The 23,341-nt window shown below is 67.0% G+C and carries 22 protein-coding genes; 12 read left to right on the plus strand and 10 right to left on the minus strand.

Annotated elements, in window-relative coordinates:
- Positions 1-23 precede the first annotated feature (23 nt).
- The 5 genes from AC3A6M_RS09120 (at position 24) to AC3A6M_RS09140 (ending at position 3,038) form a co-directional block, all read left to right on the plus strand.
- Positions 24-767 (plus strand): MgtC/SapB family protein, encoded by a 744-nt coding sequence (locus AC3A6M_RS09120; protein ID WP_487852612.1) that lies wholly within the window; start codon positions 24-26, stop codon positions 765-767.
- Between the two features lies 1 nt (position 768).
- The gene (locus AC3A6M_RS09125) at positions 769-1,359 is read left to right on the plus strand and encodes a DUF924 family protein (RefSeq protein ID WP_487852402.1); all 591 of its coding nucleotides are present in this window, start codon (positions 769-771) and stop codon (positions 1,357-1,359) included.
- The gene (locus tag AC3A6M_RS09130; RefSeq protein WP_487852403.1) at positions 1,359-2,192 is read left to right on the plus strand and encodes a Rossmann-like and DUF2520 domain-containing protein; all 834 of its coding nucleotides are present in this window, start codon (positions 1,359-1,361) and stop codon (positions 2,190-2,192) included. The genes AC3A6M_RS09125 and AC3A6M_RS09130 overlap by 1 nt, the downstream gene beginning before the upstream one ends.
- A 27-nt stretch (positions 2,193-2,219) precedes the next feature.
- Positions 2,220-2,597: an MAPEG family protein gene (locus AC3A6M_RS09135; RefSeq protein WP_487852404.1), complete on the plus strand. Its 378-nt coding sequence runs from the start codon at positions 2,220-2,222 to the stop codon at positions 2,595-2,597.
- Between the two features lie 78 nt (positions 2,598-2,675).
- Complete coding sequence (locus tag AC3A6M_RS09140) at positions 2,676-3,038, plus strand: hypothetical protein (protein WP_487852405.1); 363 nt, start codon at positions 2,676-2,678, stop codon at positions 3,036-3,038.
- Positions 3,039-3,056: 18 nt separating this feature from the next.
- Here AC3A6M_RS09140 and AC3A6M_RS09145 read toward each other — a convergent pair whose 3' ends face one another.
- Positions 3,057-3,644 (minus strand): putative pterin-binding protein, encoded by a 588-nt coding sequence (locus tag AC3A6M_RS09145; protein WP_487852406.1) that lies wholly within the window; start codon positions 3,642-3,644, stop codon positions 3,057-3,059.
- 61 nt (positions 3,645-3,705) lie between these two features.
- Here AC3A6M_RS09145 and AC3A6M_RS09150 point away from each other — a divergent pair, with 61 nt between their 5' ends.
- Positions 3,706-4,302, plus strand: coding sequence for an alpha-ketoglutarate-dependent dioxygenase AlkB family protein (locus tag AC3A6M_RS09150; RefSeq protein ID WP_487852407.1), 597 nt, complete (start codon positions 3,706-3,708; stop codon positions 4,300-4,302).
- Between the two features lie 182 nt (positions 4,303-4,484).
- Positions 4,485-5,006, plus strand: a complete 522-nt coding sequence (locus AC3A6M_RS09155) for a porin family protein (RefSeq protein WP_487852408.1) — start codon at positions 4,485-4,487, stop codon at positions 5,004-5,006.
- Between the two features lie 70 nt (positions 5,007-5,076).
- Here the strand turns inward: AC3A6M_RS09155 and AC3A6M_RS09160 are convergent, their stop codons facing one another.
- The 3 genes from AC3A6M_RS09160 to rarD form a co-directional block, all read right to left on the minus strand.
- The gene (locus AC3A6M_RS09160; protein ID WP_487852409.1) at positions 5,077-5,619 is read right to left on the minus strand and encodes an REP-associated tyrosine transposase; all 543 of its coding nucleotides are present in this window, start codon (positions 5,617-5,619) and stop codon (positions 5,077-5,079) included.
- Positions 5,620-5,823: 204 nt separating this feature from the next.
- Complete coding sequence (ettA, locus tag AC3A6M_RS09165) at positions 5,824-7,491, minus strand: energy-dependent translational throttle protein EttA (RefSeq protein WP_487852410.1); 1,668 nt, start codon at positions 7,489-7,491, stop codon at positions 5,824-5,826.
- Positions 7,492-7,648: 157 nt separating this feature from the next.
- The gene (gene rarD / locus AC3A6M_RS09170) at positions 7,649-8,536 is read right to left on the minus strand and encodes an EamA family transporter RarD (RefSeq protein WP_487852411.1); all 888 of its coding nucleotides are present in this window, start codon (positions 8,534-8,536) and stop codon (positions 7,649-7,651) included.
- Positions 8,537-8,714: 178 nt separating this feature from the next.
- Between rarD and AC3A6M_RS09175 the strand changes: the two genes are divergently transcribed.
- On the plus strand, positions 8,715-10,592 hold the full coding sequence (locus AC3A6M_RS09175) for a potassium transporter Kup (protein ID WP_487852412.1): 1,878 nt from the start codon (positions 8,715-8,717) through the stop codon (positions 10,590-10,592).
- 98 nt (positions 10,593-10,690) lie between these two features.
- The gene (locus AC3A6M_RS09180; protein ID WP_487852413.1) at positions 10,691-11,146 is read left to right on the plus strand and encodes an FKBP-type peptidyl-prolyl cis-trans isomerase; all 456 of its coding nucleotides are present in this window, start codon (positions 10,691-10,693) and stop codon (positions 11,144-11,146) included.
- A gap of 15 nt (positions 11,147-11,161) precedes the next feature.
- On the opposite strand, the gene AC3A6M_RS09185 is transcribed toward AC3A6M_RS09180, so the two are convergent.
- From AC3A6M_RS09185 to AC3A6M_RS09195, 3 genes are read right to left on the minus strand one after another with little or no spacing between them, the layout of a single operon-like run.
- Positions 11,162-13,570: an ABC transporter permease gene (locus AC3A6M_RS09185; protein ID WP_487852414.1), complete on the minus strand. Its 2,409-nt coding sequence runs from the start codon at positions 13,568-13,570 to the stop codon at positions 11,162-11,164.
- A gap of 10 nt (positions 13,571-13,580) precedes the next feature.
- Positions 13,581-14,261 (minus strand): ABC transporter ATP-binding protein, encoded by a 681-nt coding sequence (locus AC3A6M_RS09190; RefSeq protein WP_487852415.1) that lies wholly within the window; start codon positions 14,259-14,261, stop codon positions 13,581-13,583.
- A gap of 26 nt (positions 14,262-14,287) precedes the next feature.
- Entirely contained in the window at positions 14,288-15,571 is a 1,284-nt protein-coding gene (locus tag AC3A6M_RS09195; RefSeq protein WP_487852416.1) for an efflux RND transporter periplasmic adaptor subunit, read from the minus strand.
- Positions 15,572-15,895: 324 nt separating this feature from the next.
- Between AC3A6M_RS09195 and AC3A6M_RS09200 the strand changes: the two genes are divergently transcribed.
- From AC3A6M_RS09200 to AC3A6M_RS09210, 3 genes are all read left to right on the plus strand, one after another.
- Positions 15,896-17,263, plus strand: a complete 1,368-nt coding sequence (locus AC3A6M_RS09200; RefSeq protein WP_487852417.1) for a sigma-54-dependent transcriptional regulator — start codon at positions 15,896-15,898, stop codon at positions 17,261-17,263.
- Positions 17,253-18,488, plus strand: a complete 1,236-nt coding sequence (locus tag AC3A6M_RS09205) for a sensor histidine kinase (protein ID WP_487852418.1) — start codon at positions 17,253-17,255, stop codon at positions 18,486-18,488. The genes AC3A6M_RS09200 and AC3A6M_RS09205 overlap by 11 nt, the downstream gene beginning before the upstream one ends.
- A 158-nt stretch (positions 18,489-18,646) precedes the next feature.
- Entirely contained in the window at positions 18,647-19,969 is a 1,323-nt protein-coding gene (locus AC3A6M_RS09210) for an MFS family transporter (protein ID WP_487852419.1), read from the plus strand.
- 6 nt (positions 19,970-19,975) lie between these two features.
- Here AC3A6M_RS09210 and AC3A6M_RS09215 read toward each other — a convergent pair whose 3' ends face one another.
- The 3 genes from AC3A6M_RS09215 to gshA form a co-directional block, all read right to left on the minus strand.
- A complete protein-coding gene (locus tag AC3A6M_RS09215) occupies positions 19,976-20,437 on the minus strand; it encodes a GNAT family N-acetyltransferase (RefSeq protein WP_487852420.1) in 462 nt (153 codons plus the stop codon).
- Between the two features lie 28 nt (positions 20,438-20,465).
- Positions 20,466-21,509 (minus strand): histone deacetylase family protein, encoded by a 1,044-nt coding sequence (locus AC3A6M_RS09220; protein WP_487852421.1) that lies wholly within the window; start codon positions 21,507-21,509, stop codon positions 20,466-20,468.
- Between the two features lie 129 nt (positions 21,510-21,638).
- Positions 21,639-23,237: a glutamate--cysteine ligase gene (gene gshA, locus AC3A6M_RS09225; RefSeq protein ID WP_487852422.1), complete on the minus strand. Its 1,599-nt coding sequence runs from the start codon at positions 23,235-23,237 to the stop codon at positions 21,639-21,641.
- Positions 23,238-23,341 lie beyond the last annotated feature (104 nt).

Genomic DNA, 23,341 nt, shown 5'->3' on the forward strand with positions numbered 1-23,341 from the left:
CAGCCACATCGCCCGGTTCCGTGCTGACCTTCGCGGACCTGGTCCAGCTGTACTGGTCGCAGGCCGAACTGCAGACCAATGCGCTGGTCCTGCTGCACCTGCTCGGCGCGCTGCTGCTGGGGCTCCTGGTCGGCTACGAGCGTTCCTATCACGGGCGCGCCGCCGGCATGCGCACCTATGGCCTGGTGTGCATGGCTTCCTGCGCCCTGACCATCATCGCCGGCTACCCGAACTCCTGGTATGGCGGGCATGGCGCGGCGGTGGCCCTGGTCGATCCGACCCGCGTGATCCAGGGCGTGGTCACCGGCATCGGCTTCCTCGGCGCCGGCGTGATCATGCGCTCGGGTTTCAATATCAGCGGACTCACGACCGCGGCCTCGATCTGGGCCTCGTCGGTGATCGGCATCATGGTCGGCGTCGGCTTCTACATGGCGGCGATGGGCCTGGCCTTCTTCTCGGCGATGATCATGATCTACCTGAACCGCGCGGTCAGCCTGCTGCCCTCGCGCCAGGCGGTGGCGGTGACGCTGCGCTTCAAGCCCGGCGTGCGGCCGCAGGAAGATGAATTGCGCAAGGCGGCGCTGGAGCGCGGCTACGAGATCGCCGGCGGCTCGCTCACCATCGGCAGCGACAAGGGCTGCCAGGAGTGGCGCTTCGTGGCGCTGGCGCTGGCCAATCACGCGGGCGCGCCGCTGTCCTCGCTGGCCTCGGAGCTCTCCGGCTTCGAGGGCGTGGATGGCTTCCTGCTCTCGCATGCACGAAACTGACATGGAAATGACGATGAAAGCCCAGGAAGTACGCGATTTCTGGTTCGGCGCCCCCGGCAGCGAGACTGCCGGCCAGCCGCGCCGCGAATGGTTCGTCAAGAGCGACGCCTTCGACGCCGAGATCAAACGGATCTTCGGCACGGCCATCGACCAGGCGGTCGCCGGCGGCCTGCGCGAATGGGATGCCGAGGGCCCGCAAGGCGTCCTCGCGCGCATCCTCGTGCTCGACCAGTTCACCCGCAACGCCTACCGCAACACGCCGCGTTCCTTCGAGGGCGATCCGCTGGCCCTCGCCGCGGCCAGACACCTGGTCGACAGCGGCGCGCACAAGGAGCTGCCGCCCTTGCAGCGCGCCTTCGTCTACATGCCTTTCGAGCATGCGGAGGACGCCTGGATGCAGGAGCGCGCGGTCGAGCTGTTCACGAACCTCGCCGCCGAACATCCGGGCTTCGACGAGATGCTCGACTATGCGCACCGCCACCGCGGCGTGATCGCGCGCTTCGGCCGCTTCCCGCACCGTAACGAGATCCTCGGCCGCGCCTCGACGCCGGAAGAAGTCGAATTCCTGCGCCAGCCCGGCTCCCGCTTCTGATGGTTTTACAGTTGAATATCGTCGGCGCCGGCCACGTCGGCCGCACGCTGGGCCGCCTGTTTCACACGCGCGGCGTGTTTGCGGTGCAGGACGTGCTGACCCGTTCGCAAGCCAGCGCGCAGGCGGCGGTGGACTTCATCGGCGCCGGCCGCGCGGTCGATGCCGTCGCCTCGCTGCGGCCGGCGTCCGTGTGGATGCTGGCCGTTTCCGACGATGGCATCGCTGCGGTGGCGCGGCAGCTGGCCGCTTCCGTCGATGTGAAAGGCGCAGTGGTGTTCCACTGCAGCGGCGCGAAGGCTTCCTCGGAACTGGAACCCCTGCGCGCGGCCGGCGCCCTGGTCGCCAGCGTGCACCCGGTGCGCAGCTTCGCCGATCCGCGGCAGGTGGCCGATGCCTTCGACGGCACCTTTTGCGGCGTCGAAGGGGACGCCGATGCGCTGGCGGTGCTGAACCCGGCCTTCGAAGCGATCGGCGCGCGGGTGGTGGCGATCGATGCGCGCGCCAAGACCGTTTATCACGCGGCGTCCGTGTTCGCCTCGAACTACCTCACCACGGTGCTCGACGCCGCCCTGCGCGCCTACCAGGCGGCCGGCATCCCGGCGGACGTGGCGCGCGAGCTGGCGCGGCCGCTGGCGACGGAGACCCTGGCGAATGTGTTCCGGCTGGGGCCGGAAACCGCGCTGTCCGGCCCGATCGCGCGCGGCGATGCCGCCACCGTGGCGCGCCAGCAGGCCGCCGTCGACGCCTGGGATCCGGCCACCGGCGCGCTGTACGAGGCGCTGGCGGCCGCCACCTGGGACCTGGCGCGGCGCCGGAAGCCAGCCCAAGCATAAATTTTTCTTGTTCATGAAGGAGACAGCATGCGCCTGACCGCATGGGCGACCCTGGCCGTTCTCGGGGTGTATTTCTGGACCGGCGTAATGGCCGGTGTGGCCAGGGCCAAATACAAGGTGCCGGCGCCGGCGATGGACGGTCCGCTGCCGTTCCAGAGCGCGCAGCGGGTGCAGGCCAATACCCTCGAGCAATTGCCGCTGGTGCTGGCGCCGCTGTGGTTGTGCGCAATCTACCTGGGCGATACCTGGGCGGCGGCCGGCGGACTGCTGTGGTGCGCGGGACGCATCCTGTATGCGCTGGGCTATTACCGCGATCCAGCCAAGCGCGAAGCCGGCTTCGTCATCGGCATGCTGGCTTGCGGTGCCCTGGTCGCCGGGAGCGCGCTTGGCTTATTGTTGCACTAGAGCAAAATATCAGCGGCGTTTCGTGACAAAGTTCCCATAGTGCAATAAGCTGCATAGTCTACGACCATGGAGGATCGCATGCTGTTCTTGAAGAGTACCAGCGTCACCAAAGCACCCGGTGTGTACGAAGTCGATATCGCCGCCAAACCGCCGGGCAAGACCTTCGGCGTGTTCCTCGCTACCGATCCCGACAATCCGCCGAACGCCATGCTGGCTGCGCTGCAAGAACTGGGTTTCACGAACACCTATCAGCAGAGCTATGTCCACAAGGACAAAGGCAAGGTCCTCGACCTGCACTTCCAGAAAGACGGCACCGACCTGTTCAAGGGCTGGAAGAGCGAGGAATGCGCGGGCAACCTGGCGGCGCTGGATACCCTGTTCGGGCACTTCGGCATTGCGGTCACGCCGCGGGTGATGAGTTTGGCGGAAGCCTACGCCTGAACCTCCAGCTCGTCGTTCCTAGCGCACCTCGACGTGATACAACGCCCACGGGCAAGCCGCAAACCGCTGCCCCAGCGGCAGCCTGGCCATCTCCGGCACCCGGTCGGCGTCGTACACGGCCCATAGCGGCCCCAGCCCTCCCAGCGGCATCGGCTTGCCGTCCACATGCGTGGCGGCGATGAAACGCCGCGCGCGCGCCTGCGCCAGCGGCAATTCGACGTTGTAGCCGTCCACCGCGCGCAGCACCAGCACCGTCTTGTCCCCCAGCGTCGCGCCGGCGCGCGCCAGCACGTCCACCAGCAGCGGGCCGCGCAGCGCGTGGGCCTTGCCGTCGTATTCCAGGGTCGGCCGGATCGTCAGCGCGGGCAGGGCGCGCAGCGCGGCGTCGTCGAATACCCAGGCTTTGCGGAAGCTCACGCCGTGCTTGTGCATCATCTGGTCGAGCGCCGGGTCGAAGGGGCCGCGGTTGGACTGGGCGATGGCGCCGGTGACCGTCAGCAGCGCCGGTCCATCCGGCGGCGCGGGCAGGGAAGCGCCTACAGCCTGGCCGGCGAGCGGAAGGGCGCCGGCCGCTGCCGCCGCGCCGAGGAACTGGCGTTTGTTCATGCGAAAATGTCCTGTCGATGGGATCCCGCCATCATAGCTTTTACGCTTTTATATTGTCTGAATGGATCTGTTTTCTCTTGATACGGGCCTGCAGCCAATCCCGATCGAGGATGGCGAACTGGCGCTGCTGCCCCGACTTCCTCTGCCGATGAGCAATGCCGAGGTCTTCGCGCGCATGCTGGGCGAGACCGACTGGCGCCATGAAACCGTGCTGGTGTACGGCAAGCGCCACCTGCAGCCGCGCCTGACGGCCTGGCATGGCGAAGCCGGCTACACCTATTCCGGCCTGACCCTGGCGCCGCTGCCGATGACGCCGCTGCTCGCGCAGTTGCGCAGCGCGGTCGAAGCCGCCACCGGCCACCGCTACAACAGCGTGCTGCTGAATTACTACCGCAACGGCGCCGACAGCATGGGCATGCACAGCGACGACGAGCCGGAACTGGGACCGCATCCCGCCATCGCTTCGCTCAGCTATGGCGCCACCCGCACCTTCATCCTGCGCCACAAGCGCAGCAAGCGGACACTGAAATTCGATCTCGCCGACGGCAACCTGTTACTGATGGCAGGTACTTTGCAGCAAAACTGGCTGCATGGGATCAACAAGACTGCAAAACCGACGGGTCCGAGGCTCAACCTGACTTTTCGTTACATCGGCTAATTCATACATATCTATCGCTATGTTCGGTCATTTTATTAATGAATAACTGGTCATTAAGTTACATCTGATTACAGTTCTTACGAAATGGCCACTGACTTAAGCATTTGCCAGCTGATATCTTGACCACATCGCGATTCAAACCTGCATCGCGAGCCAGTCAAACCAAGTAAAGGATGCCGAATATGAAAAAGCTCATCGTTGCACTGATCGCAGGCGCTGCCGCCATGACCGCCGCCCAGGCCCAGACCATCGACACCCAGCCGCACGCCTATGTCGGCGTCGGCGCCGCCACGTCGAAGAACATCCAGACGGATGACTACCGCACCGGCGGCAAGATCTACGGTGGCTATCAGGTCAACCAGACCTGGGCTGCTGAAGCCGGCTACACCGATTACGGCAACAAGGACGTCGCCAACGGCACCACCAAGGGCAACAGCTACTACGTGGCAGGCAAGGCGACCATGCCGATCAATGAGCGCTTCAATGCCTACGGCAAGCTGGGCGTCCAGCACAGCGAGCGCAAGTTCGACAGCGCCGCCCTGAACGTCAAGGACAGCGACACCGGCGCCTACGGTGCACTGGGCGTGGAGTACAAGCTGAACCAGCAGGTTGCCCTGACCGCCGAATACGAGCGTTACGGCAAGGAGAAGGACATCGGCGCCAAGGCCAACGTCTGGACCGTCGGCGCGCACTACAACTTCTGAACGTTGTAGCTTTCAGTTCCTAGGGTAAAACGGGGCCTTCGTGGCCTCGTTTTTTATTGGCGCCGCCGTTTCAGAGCGGCGCCCGTACCGGTGCATGCAGCGGCGGCATCCACGGCGGCGGGCCCGGCGGCGCCTGCGGCGCGTCGAAGCCGGCGGCGACGAAGCGGTGCAGCGAGGACCACGGCCATTGCGCCGCCTGTTCGCAGAAGCCGTGCCGCATCGGGTTGCTGTGCACGTAGTCGACCAGGGCCGTGTACTCGTCGTCGTCGCCGACCCGGTAGTCGCGGTAGTGGCGTTCCCAGATCGTGGCGTCGGCCGCCGTACTCGCGGTGACGAGGCCGGTCTTGTGCAGGGCCTTGGAAAACGCGATCTTGACGGCGCGCCAGCGGGTGGCGCAGTCATGGTCGCCGGGCGGCAGGGTCCAGATCGCGTGCGCGTGGTCCGGCAGGACCACCCAGGCATCGACGTGGAAGGGTTTGCGGATCCGTGCCTGGCGCATGGCTTCGCCGAACGCCGAGATATGGTCCGTCAGCAAAGTGCTATTCCGGTCCAGCAGCCGCACCGTAAAAAAGTACGTCATGCCGGGAACGCGGTTATCGCGGTAACGTGTCATGGATGAATGTGGCGTAAGCCGACCTCAACGACGCCCGATTCTACACATGAGATGGGAATTGGGCCGATCCATTTCCGCGCGAAAAATAAGCGCGTGCGCACTCCGAAAACCAGGTATCAGCATTGCCCGGAACCCCGGCCGCACCGGACGGCAGGCGAAAAAAAAGCTCCCTGCGGGGAGCTTTTGTGGTGCCGATGCGACTGATCAGGCAGACAGCGGCTTGTAGCGGATGCGCTTCGGCTTCGCGCCTTCTTCGCCCAGGCGCTTCTTCTTGTCGGCTTCGTATTCCTGGTAGTTACCGTTGAAGAAGGTGACTTGCGAGTTGCCCTCGAAGGCCAGGATGTGCGTCGCGATGCGGTCCAGGAACCAGCGGTCGTGCGAGATCACCATCACGCTGCCGGCGAATTCCAGCAGCGCGTCTTCCAGCGCGCGCAGGGTTTCGACGTCGAGGTCGTTCGACGGTTCGTCCAGCAGCAGGACGTTGCCGCCTTGCAGCAGGGTCTTGGCCAGGTGCAGGCGGCCGCGTTCGCCGCCGGACAGGTTGCCGACCACCTTCTGCTGGTCCGCGCCCTTGAAGTTGAAGCGGCCGAGATAGGCGCGCGACGGCATCTCGAAGCGGCCGACGCTCAGCATGTCGGCGCCTCCGGTGACGTCTTCGAACACGGTCTTGTTGTTCGCCAGCTCGTCGCGGCTCTGGTCGACCAGCGAGATCTTCGCAGTCTGGCCGATCACGACTTCGCCGCTGTCCGGCTGCTCCTTACCGGCGATCATCTTGAACAGGGTCGACTTGCCGGCGCCGTTCGGGCCGATGATGCCGACGATCGCGCCCGGCGGGATCGTGAACGACAGGTTGTCGATCAGCAGGCGGTCGCCGAAGGCTTTGCTGACGTTCTTGAACTCGATGACGTCGTTGCCGAGGCGCTCGGCCACGGGGATGAAGATCTCCTGGGTCTCGTTGCGCTTCTGGTATTCGTATTCGCTCAGTTCGTTGAAGCGGGCCAGGCGCGCCTTCGACTTGGCTTGGCGGGCCTTCGGGTTCTGGCGTGCCCACTCCAGTTCCTTCGCCAGCGCTTTCTGGCGTGCCGATTCGGTCGCTTCTTCCTGCTTCAGGCGGGCTTCCTTCTGCTCCAGCCAGGACGAGTAATTGCCCTTCCAGGGGATGCCGTGGCCGCGGTCCAGTTCCAGGATCCACTCGGCGGCGTTGTCGAGGAAGTAGCGGTCGTGGGTGATGCCGACCACGGTGCCCGGGAAGCGCAGCAGGAACTGCTCCAGCCACTCGACCGATTCGGCGTCCAGGTGGTTGGTCGGTTCGTCCAGCAGCAGCATGTCCGGCTTGCTCAGCAGCAGCTTGCACAGCGCCACGCGGCGCTTTTCACCGCCCGACAGGACGCCGATCTTCTGGTCCCACGGCGGCAGGCGCAGCGCGTCGGCGGCCATTTCCATCTGCAGGTTCAGGTTGCCGCCGTCGGCCGCGGCGATGATCGATTCCAGGCGCTCCTGCTCTTTCGCCAGCGCGTCGAAGTCGGCGTCTTCGTCCGCGTAGGCGGCATACACGGCTTCCAGTTTCGCTTGCGCCTCGAAGGCTTCGCCCAGGCCCGACTCCACTTCCTGGCGCACGGTCTTTTCCGGATCCAGCTGCGGTTCCTGCGGCAGGTAACCGATGTTCAGGCCCGGCATCGGGCGCGCTTCGCCCTGGATATCGGTGTCGATGCCGGCCATGATCTTCAGCAGGGTCGATTTACCGGAGCCGTTCAGGCCCAGCACGCCGATCTTCGCGCCCGGGAAGAAGGACAGCGAGATGTCCTTCAGAATCTGGCGTTTCGGTGGGACGATCTTGCCCACGCGGTTCATGGTGTAGACGTAATTGGCCATGTGATATAGGGAATTCTTGAGAAATAAGGACGACAGGATACTGTAAAAATTCGGGGGCAGAGCACATTTTTCCCCGACTGAGAAATCGCAAACCGGGGTCAGACTCCGATTTTGGGCAATTTCCAAAAATCGGAGTCTGACCCCGGTTTGATGTTGCTTAAGCTTGCTTGGTGGTGGCAGTTGACGGGCGGCGCAGCAGGCCTTCGATGGCGAACAGCGCCAGCGCCAGCCAGATCAGCACGAAGCCGACCAGGCGCTCGGCCGAGAACGGTTCGTGGAACAGCCACACGCCAAGCAGGAATTGCAGGGTCGGCGACAGGTATTGCAGCAGCCCCAGCGCCGACAGCGGGATCTGGCGCGCGCCCGAGGCGAACAGCAGCAGCGGGATCGCGGTGATCGGCCCGGCCGCCGCCAGCAGCAGGCGGGTGCTGGTCGACTCCGTGTTGATGAAGGCGTTCTGGCCGTGCACGGTCAGCCATACCACGTAGGCGGCGGCCACCGGGAACAGCACCATGGTCTCGAACGACAGGCCTTCCAGCGCGCCCAGCGCCGCGGTCTTGCGCAGCAGGCCGTAGCCGCCGAAGGACAGCGCCAGCGCCAGCGCGATCCAGGGGACGGTGCCGGCCTGCCAGGTCAGCCAGGCGACGCCCAGCGCCGCCACCGCGATCGCCATCCACTGCGCGCGCCGCAGCCTTTCCTTCAGCAGCAGGTAGCCGAGCGAAATGTTCACCAGCGGATTGATGAAATAGCCCAGGCTGGCCTCGATCACATGGCCGTTGTTGACCGCCCAGATATAGATCAGCCAGTTCACGCTCAGCAGCACGGCCGAGGCGACGAAACTGCCGAGGATGCGCGGCTGGCGCACCAGGTCGAGCCAGGCCCATTGCCGGCGCACGGCCAGCACGATCAACAGGAACAGCAGCGACCACAGCATGCGATGCGCCAGGATCTGCAGCGGCGGCACCTCGCCGATGGCGTGGAAATACAAAGGGAACAAGCCCCAGCACAGGAAGGCCGAGGCGGCGGAAAGGATGCCGGTACGCATGAGCAGGCAGGAGAAAGACAGGGCTCGACATTATCCCCGAACTGGCCCGGCCCTGCAGGCGAGCTTGCCATTTTCCCATTCGCTGAGACAATAGCACCCCTGGAAGACAGAATTCCGCTTGTCTTTCCCTGTTCATTATTCTATTGTGCAACGCACCAGAACAAGCAATGGTGAAATCTTGACGGCGCAACATAAGAAAAGCAGCCTCGCAGCGCTGACCGTGTCCGCGGTCGGCATCGTCTATGGCGACATCGGCACCAGCCCCCTTTACACGCTGAAGACCATCTTCGACCCCGCCCATGGCCTGGCGCTGAACACGCCGAACCTGCTGGGCATCGTGTCGCTGATCTTCTGGGGCCTGACGATGATCGTCTCGCTCAAGTACGTGACCCTCGTGTTGCGCGCCGACAACCGCGGCGAGGGCGGCATCATGGCCCTGATGGCGCTGGCCCTGAACTCGGTCACGCGCAGCTCGCGCTGGCACTACGTGCTGATGCTGATCGGCGTGTTCGGCGCCACCATGTTCTACGGCGACAGCGTGATCACGCCGGCGATCTCGGTGCTGGGCGCGATCGAGGGCCTGGAAGTGGCCACCCCCGGCCTGGAAAAATATGTGGTGCCGCTGACCATCGTCGTGCTGCTGATCCTGTACAGCGTGCAGCGCCACGGCACCGCCGGCATCGGCCGCTGGTTCGCCCCCGTCATGCTGGTCTGGTTCGCGGCCCTGGCCGTGATGGGCGTGATCAACATCGTCCAGGCCCCCGTCATCCTGCAGGCGCTGAACCCGCTGCACGCCTTCGAGTTCATGCTGCGCAACCGCTTCATCGCCCTGGTCGCGCTGGGCGCGGTGGTGCTGGCCTTCACCGGCGCCGAAGCGCTGTATGCCGACATGGGCCACTTCGGCAAGAAGCCGATCCGGCTGGCCTGGTTCATGGTCGTGTTCCCGTCGCTGGCCCTGAACTACCTGGGCCAGGGCGGCCTCCTGATCACGCATCCGGACGCGCTCGAGAATCCCTTCTTCCGCCAGCTCGGCAGCTGGAGCGTGCTGCCGCTGGTGGTACTGTCGACGATGGCGGCGGTGATCGCCTCGCAGGCCACCATTTCCGGCACCTTCTCGATGACCAAGCAGGCCATCGCCCTCGGGCTGCTGCCGCGCATGCGCGTGATGCACACCTCGGAAAGCGAGATCGGCCAGATCTACATCCCGGCCGTCAACTGGCTGCAGCTGTCGGTGGTGCTGATCGCCGTGATCGGCTTCGGCTCGTCCGACAAGCTGGCCGGCGCCTACGGCATCGCGGTGACGGCGACCATGTTCGCCACCACGATCCTGACCTTCTTCGTGATCCGCTACCGCTGGCACCTGCCGCTGTGGCTCTGCTTCGGCGCGACCGGCTTCTTCATGATCATGGATATCATGCTGTTCTCGTCCAGCACCCTCAAGCTGCTGCATGGCGGCTGGTTCCCGCTGCTGCTGGGCGCGATCCTGCTGACCACCATGCTGACCTGGAAGCGCGGGCGCGAACTGGTGTTCGAGAACCTGGAAAAGCACGCGATCCCGCTCGACGACTTCCTGCAGTCGCTGTTCGTCGGTCCGCCGGCGCGCGTGGGCGGCACCGCGATCTTCCTGCGCGGCGAAACCGACGGCGTGCCGCACGCCCTGCTGCACAACCTGCTGCACAACAAGGTGCTGCACGAGCGCGTCGTCTTCCTCACCGTGCACATCCGCGAAGAACCCTATGTGCCGGAATCCGAGCAGGTGAGCGTGGAGGCGCTGGGCCACAACTGCTACCAGCTGAACGTCATTTACGGCTTCAAGGACGAGGCCAGCATCCCCGACATCCTGCGCCTGTGCGCCCTGCAAGGCCTGGAATTCGAGATGATGGAGACCTCCTTCTTCATCGCGCGCCAGACCGTGATCTCGGTGCCCGGATCGGGCATGATGCCGTGGCGCGAGCACCTGTTCGTGCTCATGCAACGCAACGCGCGCACCGCCGCCGACTACTACCAGATCCCGGCCAACCGCGTGATCGAACTGGGTACACAAGTAGAGATTTAAGGCGACAAAGTCATACAAATTCTGCACAGACAGCCATGAGGGCCCATTGCTAAGGTCGAGGTTTTTCCAATTCAACCCCGATCGATCCAAGGAGTCCCATGAAACTGTTGTCCTTCCCGCTGGCCGCCGCCTTCGCCGCCGTGTTGAGCCTGACCGCCTGCGGCGGCGGTGGCGATGCCGGCAGCGGCAATACGACCAACCCGGCCGCCACCGTCAAGATCACCGATACCGTGGTCGGCACCGGCGCCGAAGCGGCCAACGGCAGCTACGTGCTGGTCAACTACACGGGCTGGCTGTACAGCGCCACCGCGGCCAACAACAAGGGCACCCAGTTCGATACCAGCGTCGGCAAGACCCCGTTCGACTTCGTCATCGGCGGCAACGTGATCCCCGGCTTCAGCCAGGGCGTGAAGGGCATGAAGGTGGGCGGCAAGCGCACCATCGTGATCCCCGCCGTGCTCGGCTACGGTTCCACCGGCAACCAGAAAGTTCCGCCGAACACGGACCTGGTGTTCGACGTCGAGCTGCTCAAGATCTGCGGCCCCACCTGCTGATCCGCACCTGCCGGCTTACTCCCGCAGCGCCAGCGCCGGCCGGATTCGCACCGCCGCCAGCGTGTGGCGCAGGGTCGAGCCCAGCGCCACCGCGCCGGCCACCGCCAGCGCGCCGACGATGGTCCAGGCGCCGATCGGCGCCCGCTCGGTGAAGCCGGCCAGGTAGTTCTGCATCGCCAGCCAGGCCGGCGGCAGTCCGAGCAGCGCGCCGGCGCCGATCAGGACCAGGAACTCGCGCATCACCAGGCTGCCGACCGCCGTGGTGCCGGCCCCGTACAGCTTGCGCAGCACGATCTCGCGGGCGCGCCGCTGCACGCTGTAGGCGGCCAGCACGTAGATGCCGAAGGCCGCGATCGCGGTCGCGATCACGCTCGATGCCGCCAGCAGCTTGGCCAGGCGCAGGTCGTCGGCATAACTGAGGGCGAAGCTGCTGGCGACCCGCTTCACGTCGATCACGTCGTTCGGGAAGTAGCGCGGCCACATTTCCTCGATGGCGCGCTGCACCGCTTCCATGTTCCGTTCGCTGCGCACGGTGAAGGTGCCGATGCGCGGCGACAGGAAGTAGACCGTCGGCTGCATCGGATCGCGCGCCGAGCGGTGGCGGATGTCCGGCGCCACCCCGACCACCTGCATCGGGTCCTTGCCGTTCGGCTGGCGGATGGTCTTGCCGACCGCGTCCTGGGCGCTGGCGAAGCCGAACTTGCGCGCGCCGGCTTCGTTGATCACGACCTTGTCCTCGTCTTCCACCTTGTCGCGCGAGGGGTCGTACAGGCGCCCTGCCACCGGCTTGAGGCCGTAGACATGAAAGAACTCCGGGCTGACGTAGAACCAGTTGATCTCGATCGGGCTGCCGCCGTCGCGCTGCAGCGCGGTGCTGTTGAAGTTGACGGTGACCGGGAAGTCGGTGACGGCCACGCCGTCCACGCCCGGCAGGCGCACCAGGGCGTCGCGGAAGCTACGCTCGGTGGCGTCGCGCAGGTCGTCGCTGGTGCGCACCACCAGCAGCGGGCCCGGATCGAAGCCCGGATCCAGGCTGCTGGCGTAGCGCGTCTGCCAGGCCACGGCCAGGGTCATGCCGGTCAGGCCCATCGCGGTGGCGAACTGCAGCACCGTCAGCACGCGGCGCAGCCACAGGCCGCCGGCGGTTTCGACATTGCCGCGGCCGGACAGCGCCGCGGTCGGGCGCACCCTCAAGGCCGACCAGGTCGGGTAGGCGCCGGCCAGCACGCCCAGCAGCACGCCGAGCAGCACGGACAGGCCCAGCGACGCCGGCGTGAACATGCGGTCCAGCTTGCGCTGCACCAGGTCGGAAAACACCGGCAGCAGCAGCCAGGCCAGCAGCAGGCCGATGGTGGTGGCGATCAGGCATACCAGCACGGATTCGGCCAGGAACTGGCGGCTGACCGCGCCGGCGCTGGCGCCCAGCACTTTGCGCACCGCGATCTCGCGCTGGCGGCGCAGGGTACGCACGGTGGCGAGATTGACGTAGTTGGTGGCCGCCAGCACCAGGATCAGTACCGCCACCGCGGCCAGTCCGAAGATGGTCTTGCGGTCGCCATGGGTCTCGGAATCGCCGCTGACGTCGGGATCGAGGTAGGCCTCGGCCAGCGGCCCGAGACGGAAGTCGATCATGTCGCGGCCGTTCAGCGAGGCCTTCTGCTCGGGCGTCTGGCGCGCGTAGAAATTCGAGGCCAGCATCGCGCGCCGGATGCTCCCGGCCACCGCCTGCGGGTCGGCACCGGGGCCCAGCTTGATGTAGACCGGGCCGTGCGACGAGCCCCAGTTGGTGGTGACCAGCTGGCGGTATTCCTGCTTCCAGATGGTGGTCGTGCTGCCGGCCAGCGATTCGTAGGGCAGGGTGGTGGCGGCCGGCTGGTCTTCCAGCACCGCCAGCACCGCGTAGGGGCGCCCGCTCACTTCCACCGTCTTGCCGAGCGCGTCCTGGCTGCCGAACAGCTTGGCCGCGGTCTCGCGGGTCAGGGCCAGCGCGTCGGGACGCGCCAGCGCGGCGGCGAGGTCGCCGGCGAGCACCTTCGGCTGGAAGATGCGGCGGAAGTCCGGGTCGACCACGGCCACCTTGATGGTCTGCACGTGGGAGCCGATCTTGACGTCGATGCTGCGCGAAATGAAGCCGCTGGCCAGCAGCGGCACGCCGCTGGCGATGGCGCCGTCGCGCGCCGGCAGGCTGGCGGCGTCGCTCCACTTGCCGTCGGCGGTGGAGATGTTCCAGCGCTGCTGCAGGCGGTAGATGTGCTCGCGCTGCGGCACATGGCGGTCGTAGGACAGCGAATGGCTCACGTAGCCGAGCAGCAGGAAGCAGGCGCAGAAGCCCACCGCCAGGCCCAGGATCACGACCGCCGAAAAGGCCGGTTCCTTGACCAGCAGGCGCCAGCCGATGCGGAAATCCCGCAGGTTGATCTTCATGATCCGCTCCTTATGCCGCCTGCAGCGCGTCGACCACCACGCGCCCGTCCAGCAGGTGCAGGGTGCGCGAGGCCTGGGCCGCATGCGCCGGCGAGTGGGTCACCATCACCACCGTGGTGCCGTCGGCGTTAATCTGGCGCAGCAGGCGCATGACTTCGTCGCCGTGCGCGGTGTCGAGGTTGCCGGTCGGTTCGTCGGCCAGCAGCATGCTTGGTCCGGCCACCAGCGCGCGCGCGATCGCGACCCGCTGCTGCTGGCCGCCCGACAGCTGCGAGGGACGGTGCCCGGCGCGGTGCGCCACGCCCAGGCGCTGCAGCATCTCCTGCACGCGGCGGCGGCGCTCGGCCGCGGGCGTGCCGGTGTACTCCAGCGCCAGCTCGACGTTTTCGTACACCGACAGTTCCTCGATCAGGTTGAAGCTCTGGAAGATGAAGCCGACTTTTCCGCGGCGCAGCGCGTTCAGGCGCGCCTCGCTCCAGCCGGCCACGTTCTGGCCTTCGAACCAGTATTCGCCCGCGGTCGGCACGTCCAGCAGGCCGAGCACGCTGAGCAGGGTCGACTTGCCGCAGCCGGACGGCCCGGTGATGGCCACGTATTCGCCGGCCGCGATGTCGAGGTCGATGCGGTCGAGGGCGGTGGTCTGGACTTCGCCCGCGCGGTGGATCTTGCTGACGCCTGATAGTTTGAGCATGTTCGATTCCCTGTCTGGATGGTGGATTATTTCGTCAATTGCAGCCGCTCGGCCTTGCCGAACGGGGCATAGCTGGACACGATGACCTGCTCGCCGGGGGCCAGGCCGGACAGCACCTCGACCTGGGCGTTGTTGCGCCGCCCGAGCTTGACCGCGCGCTTCTCGACGCTTTCGCCGTCGCGCCCGAGCACGAACACCCAGGTGCCGCCGGTGTCGTTCACGAAGGCGCCGTTCGGCAGCAGCATGGCCTTGGCCGGGTCGCCCAGGGTCAGCTGGGTGTCCATGCTCTGGCCCGGGCTGATCACCTCCGGCTGGGCGCCCAGGAACACCATCTCGGCGGTGAAGCGGCCTTCCTTGATCTGCGGGTAGACGGTGGCGACCTTCAGCGCATAGGTCTTGCCGTCCTGGGTCACGCTGCCGGGCCGGCCGACCGTCAGGCGGCTGAGGTAGAACTCGTCGACCTGGGCGCTGAGCTTGAAGTGCTGCGGGTCGTCGATGCGGCCGATGTGCTGGTCCGGGCGCACGGTCTGGCCGACCAGCATGCGGAAGTCGGTCAGGACGCCGTCGGCCGGGGCGCGCACGGCGAGCGCATCGACGGTGGCGCTGACCAGCTTCAGGCCCGATTGCAAGCCGTGCAGGGCGCTGTCCATCTGGTCCAGCGCGCGCCCGCGCACCTGTTCCTCGGTGGCGACGGCGCGCTTTTCCTCGTCCAGCGCGCGCTTCGCCTGCGCCAGCTTGTCCGCCGACTCTTCCAGCGCCACCGCGGAAATGAAGCCCTGGGCGGCCAAGCGCTTGTTGCGCGCATGCTGCTTGTCGGCCTGGCTGAGCGCGAACTCGAGGTCGGACCGGCGGCGCTGGTGGTCGGTGCGCACGGCTTCCTGCGCGACCCGCAGGTTGGCGGCGTTGAAGATCTGCTGCGAGTACTCGGTCTGGCGCGCCAGCAGCTCCAGGTTGCGCTGCGGGTTCGACAGCCGGAACAGCAGGTCTCCCTTCCTGACGGCCTGGCCGTCCTTCGCGAACACTTCTTCGACGCGGCCGGATTCGACCGAGTCGAGGATGATCGAATTGAGCGGTTCGGCGGTGGCGCGCACGACGATGTCGTCGCGGAACACGCCCTGCTCGACCCTGGCCAGGCGCACGTCGCGCGCGGCCACCTGCAGGCCGTGCGGTACGAATTGCCAGCCGGCCCAGGCCAGCGCCGCCGTCACGGCGACGGCGACGCCGATGCGCGCCAGCAGCCGGCCGCGCCGCCGGGGGACGACGGTGTCCATGGCGGCGCCGGTGACGGCGGGAGGAGGAATGTGATCCATGGCGATGCTTTTCTCTGAACGATGAACGATGTGATCCCTTTTGCAAGGGCCGTGCCAGCCCGCTTTTTTGCCGCTTTTGCGCGGTTTGTCCGGGTGTCCGCCGTTCACCTGTCCGGAAGCGGACACCTATGCATGGTCATAAGCGGACAGGCGGCCGGGTGGCCCTCCGCATTGGTCGCCGCGGGTGGATTGCGCTGCTAGAATGGCAAGATTAACCGTCGTCCCCGCGCAGGCGGGGACCCAAGTTCTGCATGCATCTCGATAGCGCATCCAACTTGGGTTCCCGCCTGCGCGGGAACGACGGTTCGATCACTCTCTACCGCCATGGCCGCCACCACCCACATCCTGATCCTCGACGACGACACCGACGTCGCCTGCGCCGCCCAGATGCTGCTGCGGCGGCGCCATGGCCGGGTGGCGACGCTCGACGATCCCGCGCGCCTGCCGGCCCTGCTGGCGGCCGAAGTGCCCGACGTGGTGCTGCTCGACCTGAACTTCACGCCCGGACGCATCGACGGCGCCGAGGGCCTGGCGGTACTCGACCGCTTGCGCGCGCTGGCGCATCCGCCCGCCGTGATCGCCCTGACCGCCTACGCCGACGTGCCGCTCGCGGTCGAGGCGCTGAAGCGCGGGGCCGGCGATTTCATCACCAAGCCCTGGGACAATGCGCGCCTGGTTGCCGCCGTCGACGGCGCGCTGGCGCGGCGCGAGGCGCGTGGCGGCGCCCCCGCGGCCTGCGGCCTGATGGGCGATTCGAGTGCGATGCGGGAGGTGAAATCGATGATCGCCAGCGTCGCCCCCACCGAAGCCAACGTGATGGTGCTGGGCGAGAACGGGGTCGGCAAGGAACTGGTGGCGCGCGCGATCCACGCGGCGTCCGCCCGCTTCGATGCGACCTTCCTGGCCGTCGACATGGGCGCGCTGCCCGAATCGACCTTCGAGAGCGAGCTGTTCGGCCACCGCAAGGGATCCTTCACGGACGCACGCAGCGACCGCGCCGGGCGCTTCCAGGCGGCGCGCGGCGGCACCCTGTTCCTCGACGAGATCGGCAACATGCCCCTGGCAAGCCAGGCCAAGCTGTTGACCGCCCTGGAGCGGCGCGAAGTCACGCCGATCGGCGCCGACCGTCCCGAGGCGATCGACGTGCGCATCGTCAGCGCGACCAACCTGGATGAACAGCGCCTGTTCGACCCGGCCGTGTTCCGGCCCGACCTGCTGTTCCGCCTGAATACCATCGTGATCCGGGTGCCGCCGCTGCGCGAACGGAAGGACGACGTGCCCGGCCTGCTGCACCATTACCTGTCGCTGTACGAGACCCAGTACCGCAGGCCGGTGCGCGAACTGGCGCCCAGCGCGCTGGAGCGCCTGTGCGCGTGGTCGTGGCCGGGCAATGTGCGCGCCCTGCGCCACGCCTGCGAGCGCGCCGTGATCCTGGCGTCCCAGGACGAGTACCGCTACGAGGATTTCGGCCTGGCGATGGCGGCGCCGGCGGCGCTCGACACGCCGGTGCGCGCGGTTTCCGGCGCCGCGGCGATGGAAGGCGCGGACGGCGAATTCCGGCTCGGTGCGCTCGAACGCGAGACCATCGCCGCCGCCCTCGACAAGGCCAAGGGCAACATCAGCCTCGCGGCGCGCATGCTCGGCCTGAGCCGCGCCGCGCTGTACCGCAAGCTGGGGAAGCATGGCATCTGAGCGGCGCCTGAAGGCCGGCGCCATGCTGGCCGTGGCCGGCGTTGCCCTGCTGGCCTTCGGCGCGGGCGTGGTGCACGAGTCGCCGCGCCTGGCCGTGCTGTGCGGGCTCGCCGCGCTGCCGCTGGTGGCCAGCCTGTGGCGCAACCTGGACCGGCTGGCGGCCCTGCAGCGTGCGCCGCTCGCGGCGCAAGCCGGGCTGCCGATCGAGCAGCAGGCCCTGGTCGACAATGCGCTGGCGCTGGAGGCCCGGCTGGAGCACACGCCGGTGGCCCTGTTCCGCATCGACGGCGCCGGCGGCGAGGGCCAGGTCGCGCCCCTGAACGGCAATGCGCGCAAGCTGGTCGCGCCGGGCCGCGCCAGCGATCCGGCCGACCTGTACCGCCAGTTGGCAGCACAGCCGGGCGAACGGCGCGCCCTGATCGATTTCGAGACCGAGCGCGGCACCGAGCGCGCGCTGCTGGCGGTGTCGTCGATCACGCTGCAGGGCCGGGCCCAGCGCCTGGCGGCCCTGATGCCGGTCGAGAGCGAGCTCGAAGCCGAGGCCCTGCACGCGTGGCGCCAGCTGGTGCACGTGCTGACCCACGAGATCATGAATTCGCTGACCCCGGTGGCGTCGCTGTCGCACACGGCGTATGGATTGCTGGGCGAATTCCGCGGTGCGCTGCCGGAAGACGTCGGCCTTGACCTGGCCACGGCGCTGGACGCGATCCGGCGCCGCGCCGACAGCCTGGTCGATTTCGTGGCCAGCTACCGCAGCCTGTCGAACGTGCCGGCCGCGCGGCCGGAGCGGGTGCGGCTGGATGCCCTGTTCGAGCGGCTCGCCGCGCTGGTCGGCCCGGCCTGGCGCGCGCGCGGCGGCGAGGTCCACTTCTCGGTCGAGCCGGCGTCGCTGGAACTGATGGCCGACCCCGGCCAGCTCGAGCAGGCCCTGATCAACCTGCTCAAGAACGCCTTCGAGGCCACCGGCAATGGTGAAAAGCCGGGCCATGCCTGGGTCGCGGCCCGGCTGGTCAGGGGCGCGCGGCTGCGCATCGAGGTCAGCGACGACGGTCCCGGCGTACCGGAAGGCCTGGCGGGGCATATCTTCACCCCCTTCTTCACGACCAAGAAACAGGGCGGCGGGATCGGCCTGGCGATGGTGCGCCACCTGGTGCACGGGAACGGCGGCACGGTGCGCCATGCGCGCCCGGTCGGGCACGGGGCGCGCTTCGTCATCACCTTCTGAGCGTTCCGGGCGGCGGCCAAGCCTGCTGCGCGCCACGATTCGCGAATAGTCACTATGCTAAGCCTGCCTGGCCGCGCTGGCCCTGGCGGATTCTTCCGGGAAGTCGTCCAGTGCTGCCGCGGTTTTCGATGACCACCCGGAGGAAAGCAATGGCAACGATGAATACGGCAAATGCGGCAGGCGGGACAGGCGCGGCCGACCCCCACGCGATCGAACACCTCACCTCGCGCCAGCGGGTCTTCGCCATCGTCGGCGCGTCGTCGGGCAACCTGGTCGAATGGTTCGACTTCTACATCTACTCGTTCTGCGCGCTGTATTTCTCGTCTGCGTTCTTCCCGAAAGATAATCCCACCACCCAGCTGCTGAACACGGCCGGCATCTTCGCGGCCGGCTTCCTGATGCGCCCGGTGGGCGGCTGGCTGTTCGGCCGCATCGCCGACCGCTACGGCCGCCGCAACGCGATGATGATCTCGGTGCTGATGATGTGCGGCGGCTCGCTGCTCATCGCCGCGCTGCCGACCTATGCCACGATCGGCACGGCCGCGCCGGCGCTGCTGCTGGTGGCGCGCCTGTTCCAGGGCCTGTCGGTGGGCGGGGAATACGGCACCAGCGCCACCTACATGAGCGAGGTGGCCGAGCCGGGCCGCAAAGGCTTTTTCGCCTCGTTCCAGTACGTGACCCTGATCGGCGGCCAGCTGGCGGCCCTGCTGGTGCTGGGCATCCTGCAGCTGTTCCTGTCGCACGAGGAGCTGGTGGCCTGGGGCTGGAGAATACCCTTCGTGGTCGGCGCCTGCTCGGCCCTGGTCTCGCTCTACCTGCGCCGTTCGCTGCACGAGACCACCAAGGAGTCGGAGCGCAAGAGCGAGGCCGCGGGCAGCCTCGGTTCGCTGCTCAAGCACCACCGCGCCGCTTTCATCACCGTGCTCGGTTTTACCGCGGGCGGCTCGCTGATCTTCTACGCCTTCACCACCTACATGCAGAAATACCTGGTCAACACGGTGGGCATGAGCGCCACCACCGCGAGCCGGGTCATGACCGTCTGCCTGCTGATCTACATGCTGCTGCAGCCGGTCTTCGGCGCGCTGTCGGACCGCATCGGCCGGCGCACCTCGATGATCGCCTTCGGCGCGCTGGCCGCGATCTTCACGGTGCCGATCATGACCACGCTGCGCGGCGTCCAGAGCCCGGTGATGGCGGGCGTGCTGATCACCTGCGCGCTGGCGATCGTCAGCCTGTATTCCTCGATCGGCGGCCTGATCAAGGCCGAGATGTTCCCGGTCGAGGTGCGCGCGCTGGGGGTCGGCTTTTCGTATGCGATCGCGAACGCCATCTTCGGCGGTTCGGCGGAATACGTGGCCCTGTGGTTCAAGAAGGCCGGCCACGAACCGAATTTCTACTGGTACGTCAGCATCATGTGCGCGATCGCCTGCATCGTCGCGATCCGGATGCCGGACCCGACCAAGCGCGGCCTGCTCAAGTGAGCCGCTTCAGGCGGCAGCCAGCACCATGTCGATGTGCAGGATGCCGTCTTCGTCGTAGGGCTCGGACACGGTGACGAAGCCGAAGCTGGCGTAGAAGGCTTCCAGGTGGGCCTGGGCGCCGATGCGGATCGCGTGGCCCGGATGCAGATTTTTCGCCAGCGCCAGGCCCTGCGCCACCAGTTCGCGTCCGAGGCCGGTTCCGCGCGCGGCCGGGCTGGTGACCACGCGGCCGATCGACATCTCCTGGTATTTGGCGCCCGGCGCCAGGCAGCGCAGGTGGGCCGCCAGTTCGGGCTTGCCGTCGACGTCGCGCCAGCCGAGCAGGTGGTGGGCGCCCGGGTCGAGGCCGTCGATGTCCGGGTACAGGCAGGCCTGCTCGAGCACGAACACTTCCTGGCGCAGCGCCAGCATTGCATACAGCTGCGCGACCGTCAGGTCGGCGAAGCCGCTCCATTGCCAAGTAATCATTTGTTTGTTCAGGTAAACAATAGTTGAATCAGGCCGCCGTCTCGAAGCCTTCGAGCACGTTGACCACGTTGACGCCCAGTTCCGGCACCACCGAACCGCCTTCGAACACGAACACGGTGGGCAGGCCGAGGTAGCCGATGCGTTCTCCGATGCGCAGGAAGTCCGCGCTGGAGAGATGGAAGTGCGAGCGCGGGTCGCCGCCGAAACCGTCGACGCCCAGCGACACCACCAGCGCCTGCGGGGCGAACATCGCCATCTTGAGGCAGGCCGACTCCAGCGCCGCGAACCACTGGGCGGCGCTGGCGCCGTGCGGCAGCGGCAGGTTCATGTTGTAGCCCAGGCCTTCGCCTTCCCCCAGCTCGTCGGCGTGGCCGAGATAGAAGGGGTAATCCTGGCGCGGATCGGCGTGGATCGAGGCGAACAGCACGTCCTTGCGGTGATAGAAAATGCTTTGGGTGCCGTTGCCGTGGTGGTAGTCGACGTCGAGGATGGCGACGCGCTGCAGGCCGTCGTCCAGCAGGTGCTGGGCCGCCAGCGCGGCATTGTTCAGGAAGCAGTAGCCGCCGAAGTAGTCCGCGCCCGCGTGGTGGCCGGGCGGACGGGTCAGCGCAAAGCTGCCGCGCTCACCCAGGCGCAGCGCGTGGGCCGCGTTGACGGCGCAGTCGGCCCCGGTCTTGGCCGCGACCCAGGTGCCGGCGGTCAGCGGGCTGCCGTCGTCCATCGAGTACAGGCCGAGGCGGGCGGTGAAGTTGTCCGGCTCGACGTCGTGGCGCATGCCGCGGATCGGCCACACCGAAGGCAGGGCGTCCCGCTCCGCATTGCGCGGGTCGAGCTGCAGCCACTCGCTCCAGGCGCTGCGCAGGAAGTGCAGGTAGCGCGGGGTGTGCACCCGCTCCAGCGAGACCAGCGGCACGCCGTGCGGCGTGACGATCCGGCCCAGGCCGCGCCGGCCCAGTTCCGCGACGACGAGGTCGGCCCGCTCGGGCTTTTCCGAACACGGGACACGTTCGCCGCGGAAGATTTCGTGGCGGGCGTGGTGCTGGGCGTGGTGTTCGTTGTAAAAGGTGAGCAAGGTGTTCTCGCGCGTTGAAAACTCGGCCACTGGCTTCAAACGTCGTCCCCGCGCAGGCGGGGATCCAAGTTTGTCAGCGTCCAGGTAACGCAAGCGGAACTTGGGTACCCGCCTGCGCGGGTACGACGGCTATTGGCTATTACAGCACAGTGTACTGCTGTTATAAGCCGCCACAAAATCGTCGAAGCTGCCGGTGTCCGTCCGCTCGACCTGCGCCTGCTCGGCCAGCGAGGCCTGCGCCATCTCGTCGAACACGGCCACTTCCGCCGGCATCAGCGCGTCGGCGCGGAAGGCCTGTGCGTGCAGTTCGCTCTGCTGCAGGCCGAACCTGGCGAAGGAGCCGAGTTCGCGCACGGCTTCCAGCACTTTGTGCGAAGGCGTCAGCGCCGGGTCCAGCACCTTGGCCTTTTGCGCTTCCAGCGACTCGACGTGCGCGCCCTTGTAGTTGTGTTCCTGGTCCAGCAGCTCGGCCAGCGGGCGGATGCGCTCGATCAGCTCCAGCGCCCAGTCCGAAAGCGGCACTTCCTGGTCATCGCGGGTCAGGGTCAGGCCGGGGCGGCGCCCTTCCTTCACGGTGCGCGCGAAGTTGCGCGCGTGGATCTGCCCCTCCATCGCATTGATCTTCGGGCTTTCCTCGAGTGCGCAGAACAGCAGGAAGGCGTCCAGGAAGCGGCCGGTTTCCAGCGCGATGCCGACCGGTTCGAAGGGATCGACGTCCAGGCAGCGCACCTCGATGTACTGCACGCCGCGGTTGCACAGCGCCTGCACCGGGCGCTCGCCGGTGCGGATCACGCGCTTCGGGCGGATCGTCGAATAGTATTCGTTCTCGATCTGCAGGATGTTGGTCGACAGCTGGACCCACTCGCCATCCTTCTTGGTGCCGATTTCGGCGTAGGGCGGGTAGGGGCGGTTGACCGCGTCCATCAGCGAGGTGACATAGCTTTCCAGGCTGTTCTCGTGCGGGCGCAGGCCGGACTGGGCGTCGTTCTGGTAGCCCAGGTCGCTCATGCGCAGGCTGGTCGCGTAGGGCAGGTAGAGGGTGTCGTCGGACAGCGTCTCGAGCTGGTGCGGGCGGCCGCGCAGGAAGCCCCTGGCCAGCGCCGGCGAGGCGCCGAACAGGTACATCAGCAGCCAGCTGTAGCGGCGGAAGTTGCGGATCATCGCGATATAGCTCTCGGACTGGAAGTCGCGCAGTGCGGTGCGGCGTTCTTCCAGGATGCCTTCGCTCTGGGCGATGAGGGTCCACAGCTGTTCCGGCAGCGAGTAGTTGTAGTGGATGCCGGCGATGCATTGCATGGCCTTGCCGTAGCGCAGCGCCAGGCCACGCCGGTAGACGTGCTTGAGCATGCCGATGTTCGAGCTGCCGTACCAGGCGATCTCGATCTCGTCTTCCGATGGCAAGTCGCACGGCATCGACTGGCTCCACAGCATCTCGTCGCCCAGCTTGCTGTAGGCGTAGCGGTGGATCGCGTCCAGGCGGTGGATCGCCAGGCCGATGTCGTGCTCGGCCGGGGTGATGAATTCGAGCAGGGTTTCCGCGTAATCGGTCGTGATCTGCGGATGGGTCAGGGCCGAGCCGAGTTGCACCGGATGCGGCGTGCGTGCCAGGTGGCCTTGGCCGTCGACGCGCAAGGTCTCGCGCTCGATGCCGCGCAGGCCCTGCAGCAGCAGGCCGCGATGGGCATCGTCGTCCAGCAGGGCCAGGCGCTTGTTCAGTTGGTTCGACACGGTTTTTCCTTTCTTGAAGCCGTTTCAAAATGGCCATGGCGTCGTTGCAGCGCCTCGCCGTGCAGGCGCACTGTCTTCGTCGCCGCGCCTAGCCATGGCCATTT

The organism is Telluria sp. Soil_C_11 (assembly GCF_057657395.1).

What these genes read in the sequence shown, in the direction of transcription:
- AC3A6M_RS09125 (WP_487852402.1), top strand. Translation starts at nt 769, where the DNA reads ATGGAAATGACGATGAAAGCCCAGGAAGTACGCGATTTCTGGTTCGGC.
- AC3A6M_RS09130 (WP_487852403.1), top strand. Translation starts at nt 1,359, where the DNA reads ATGGTTTTACAGTTGAATATCGTCGGCGCCGGCCACGTCGGCCGCACG.
- AC3A6M_RS09135 (WP_487852404.1), top strand. Translation starts at nt 2,220, where the DNA reads ATGCGCCTGACCGCATGGGCGACCCTGGCCGTTCTCGGGGTGTATTTC.
- AC3A6M_RS09140 (WP_487852405.1), top strand. Translation starts at nt 2,676, where the DNA reads ATGCTGTTCTTGAAGAGTACCAGCGTCACCAAAGCACCCGGTGTGTAC.
- AC3A6M_RS09145 (WP_487852406.1), bottom strand. Translation starts at nt 3,644, where the DNA reads ATGAACAAACGCCAGTTCCTCGGCGCGGCGGCAGCGGCCGGCGCCCTT.
- AC3A6M_RS09150 (WP_487852407.1), top strand. Translation starts at nt 3,706, where the DNA reads ATGGATCTGTTTTCTCTTGATACGGGCCTGCAGCCAATCCCGATCGAG.
- AC3A6M_RS09155 (WP_487852408.1), top strand. Translation starts at nt 4,485, where the DNA reads ATGAAAAAGCTCATCGTTGCACTGATCGCAGGCGCTGCCGCCATGACC.
- AC3A6M_RS09160 (WP_487852409.1), bottom strand. Translation starts at nt 5,619, where the DNA reads ATGACACGTTACCGCGATAACCGCGTTCCCGGCATGACGTACTTTTTT.
- ettA (WP_487852410.1), bottom strand. Translation starts at nt 7,491, where the DNA reads ATGGCCAATTACGTCTACACCATGAACCGCGTGGGCAAGATCGTCCCA.
- rarD (WP_487852411.1), bottom strand. Translation starts at nt 8,536, where the DNA reads ATGCGTACCGGCATCCTTTCCGCCGCCTCGGCCTTCCTGTGCTGGGGC.
- AC3A6M_RS09180 (WP_487852413.1), top strand. Translation starts at nt 10,691, where the DNA reads ATGAAACTGTTGTCCTTCCCGCTGGCCGCCGCCTTCGCCGCCGTGTTG.
- AC3A6M_RS09185 (WP_487852414.1), bottom strand. Translation starts at nt 13,570, where the DNA reads ATGAAGATCAACCTGCGGGATTTCCGCATCGGCTGGCGCCTGCTGGTC.
- AC3A6M_RS09190 (WP_487852415.1), bottom strand. Translation starts at nt 14,261, where the DNA reads ATGCTCAAACTATCAGGCGTCAGCAAGATCCACCGCGCGGGCGAAGTC.
- AC3A6M_RS09195 (WP_487852416.1), bottom strand. Translation starts at nt 15,571, where the DNA reads ATGGATCACATTCCTCCTCCCGCCGTCACCGGCGCCGCCATGGACACC.
- AC3A6M_RS09200 (WP_487852417.1), top strand. Translation starts at nt 15,896, where the DNA reads ATGGCCGCCACCACCCACATCCTGATCCTCGACGACGACACCGACGTC.
- AC3A6M_RS09205 (WP_487852418.1), top strand. Translation starts at nt 17,253, where the DNA reads ATGGCATCTGAGCGGCGCCTGAAGGCCGGCGCCATGCTGGCCGTGGCC.
- AC3A6M_RS09210 (WP_487852419.1), top strand. Translation starts at nt 18,647, where the DNA reads ATGAATACGGCAAATGCGGCAGGCGGGACAGGCGCGGCCGACCCCCAC.
- AC3A6M_RS09215 (WP_487852420.1), bottom strand. Translation starts at nt 20,437, where the DNA reads ATGATTACTTGGCAATGGAGCGGCTTCGCCGACCTGACGGTCGCGCAG.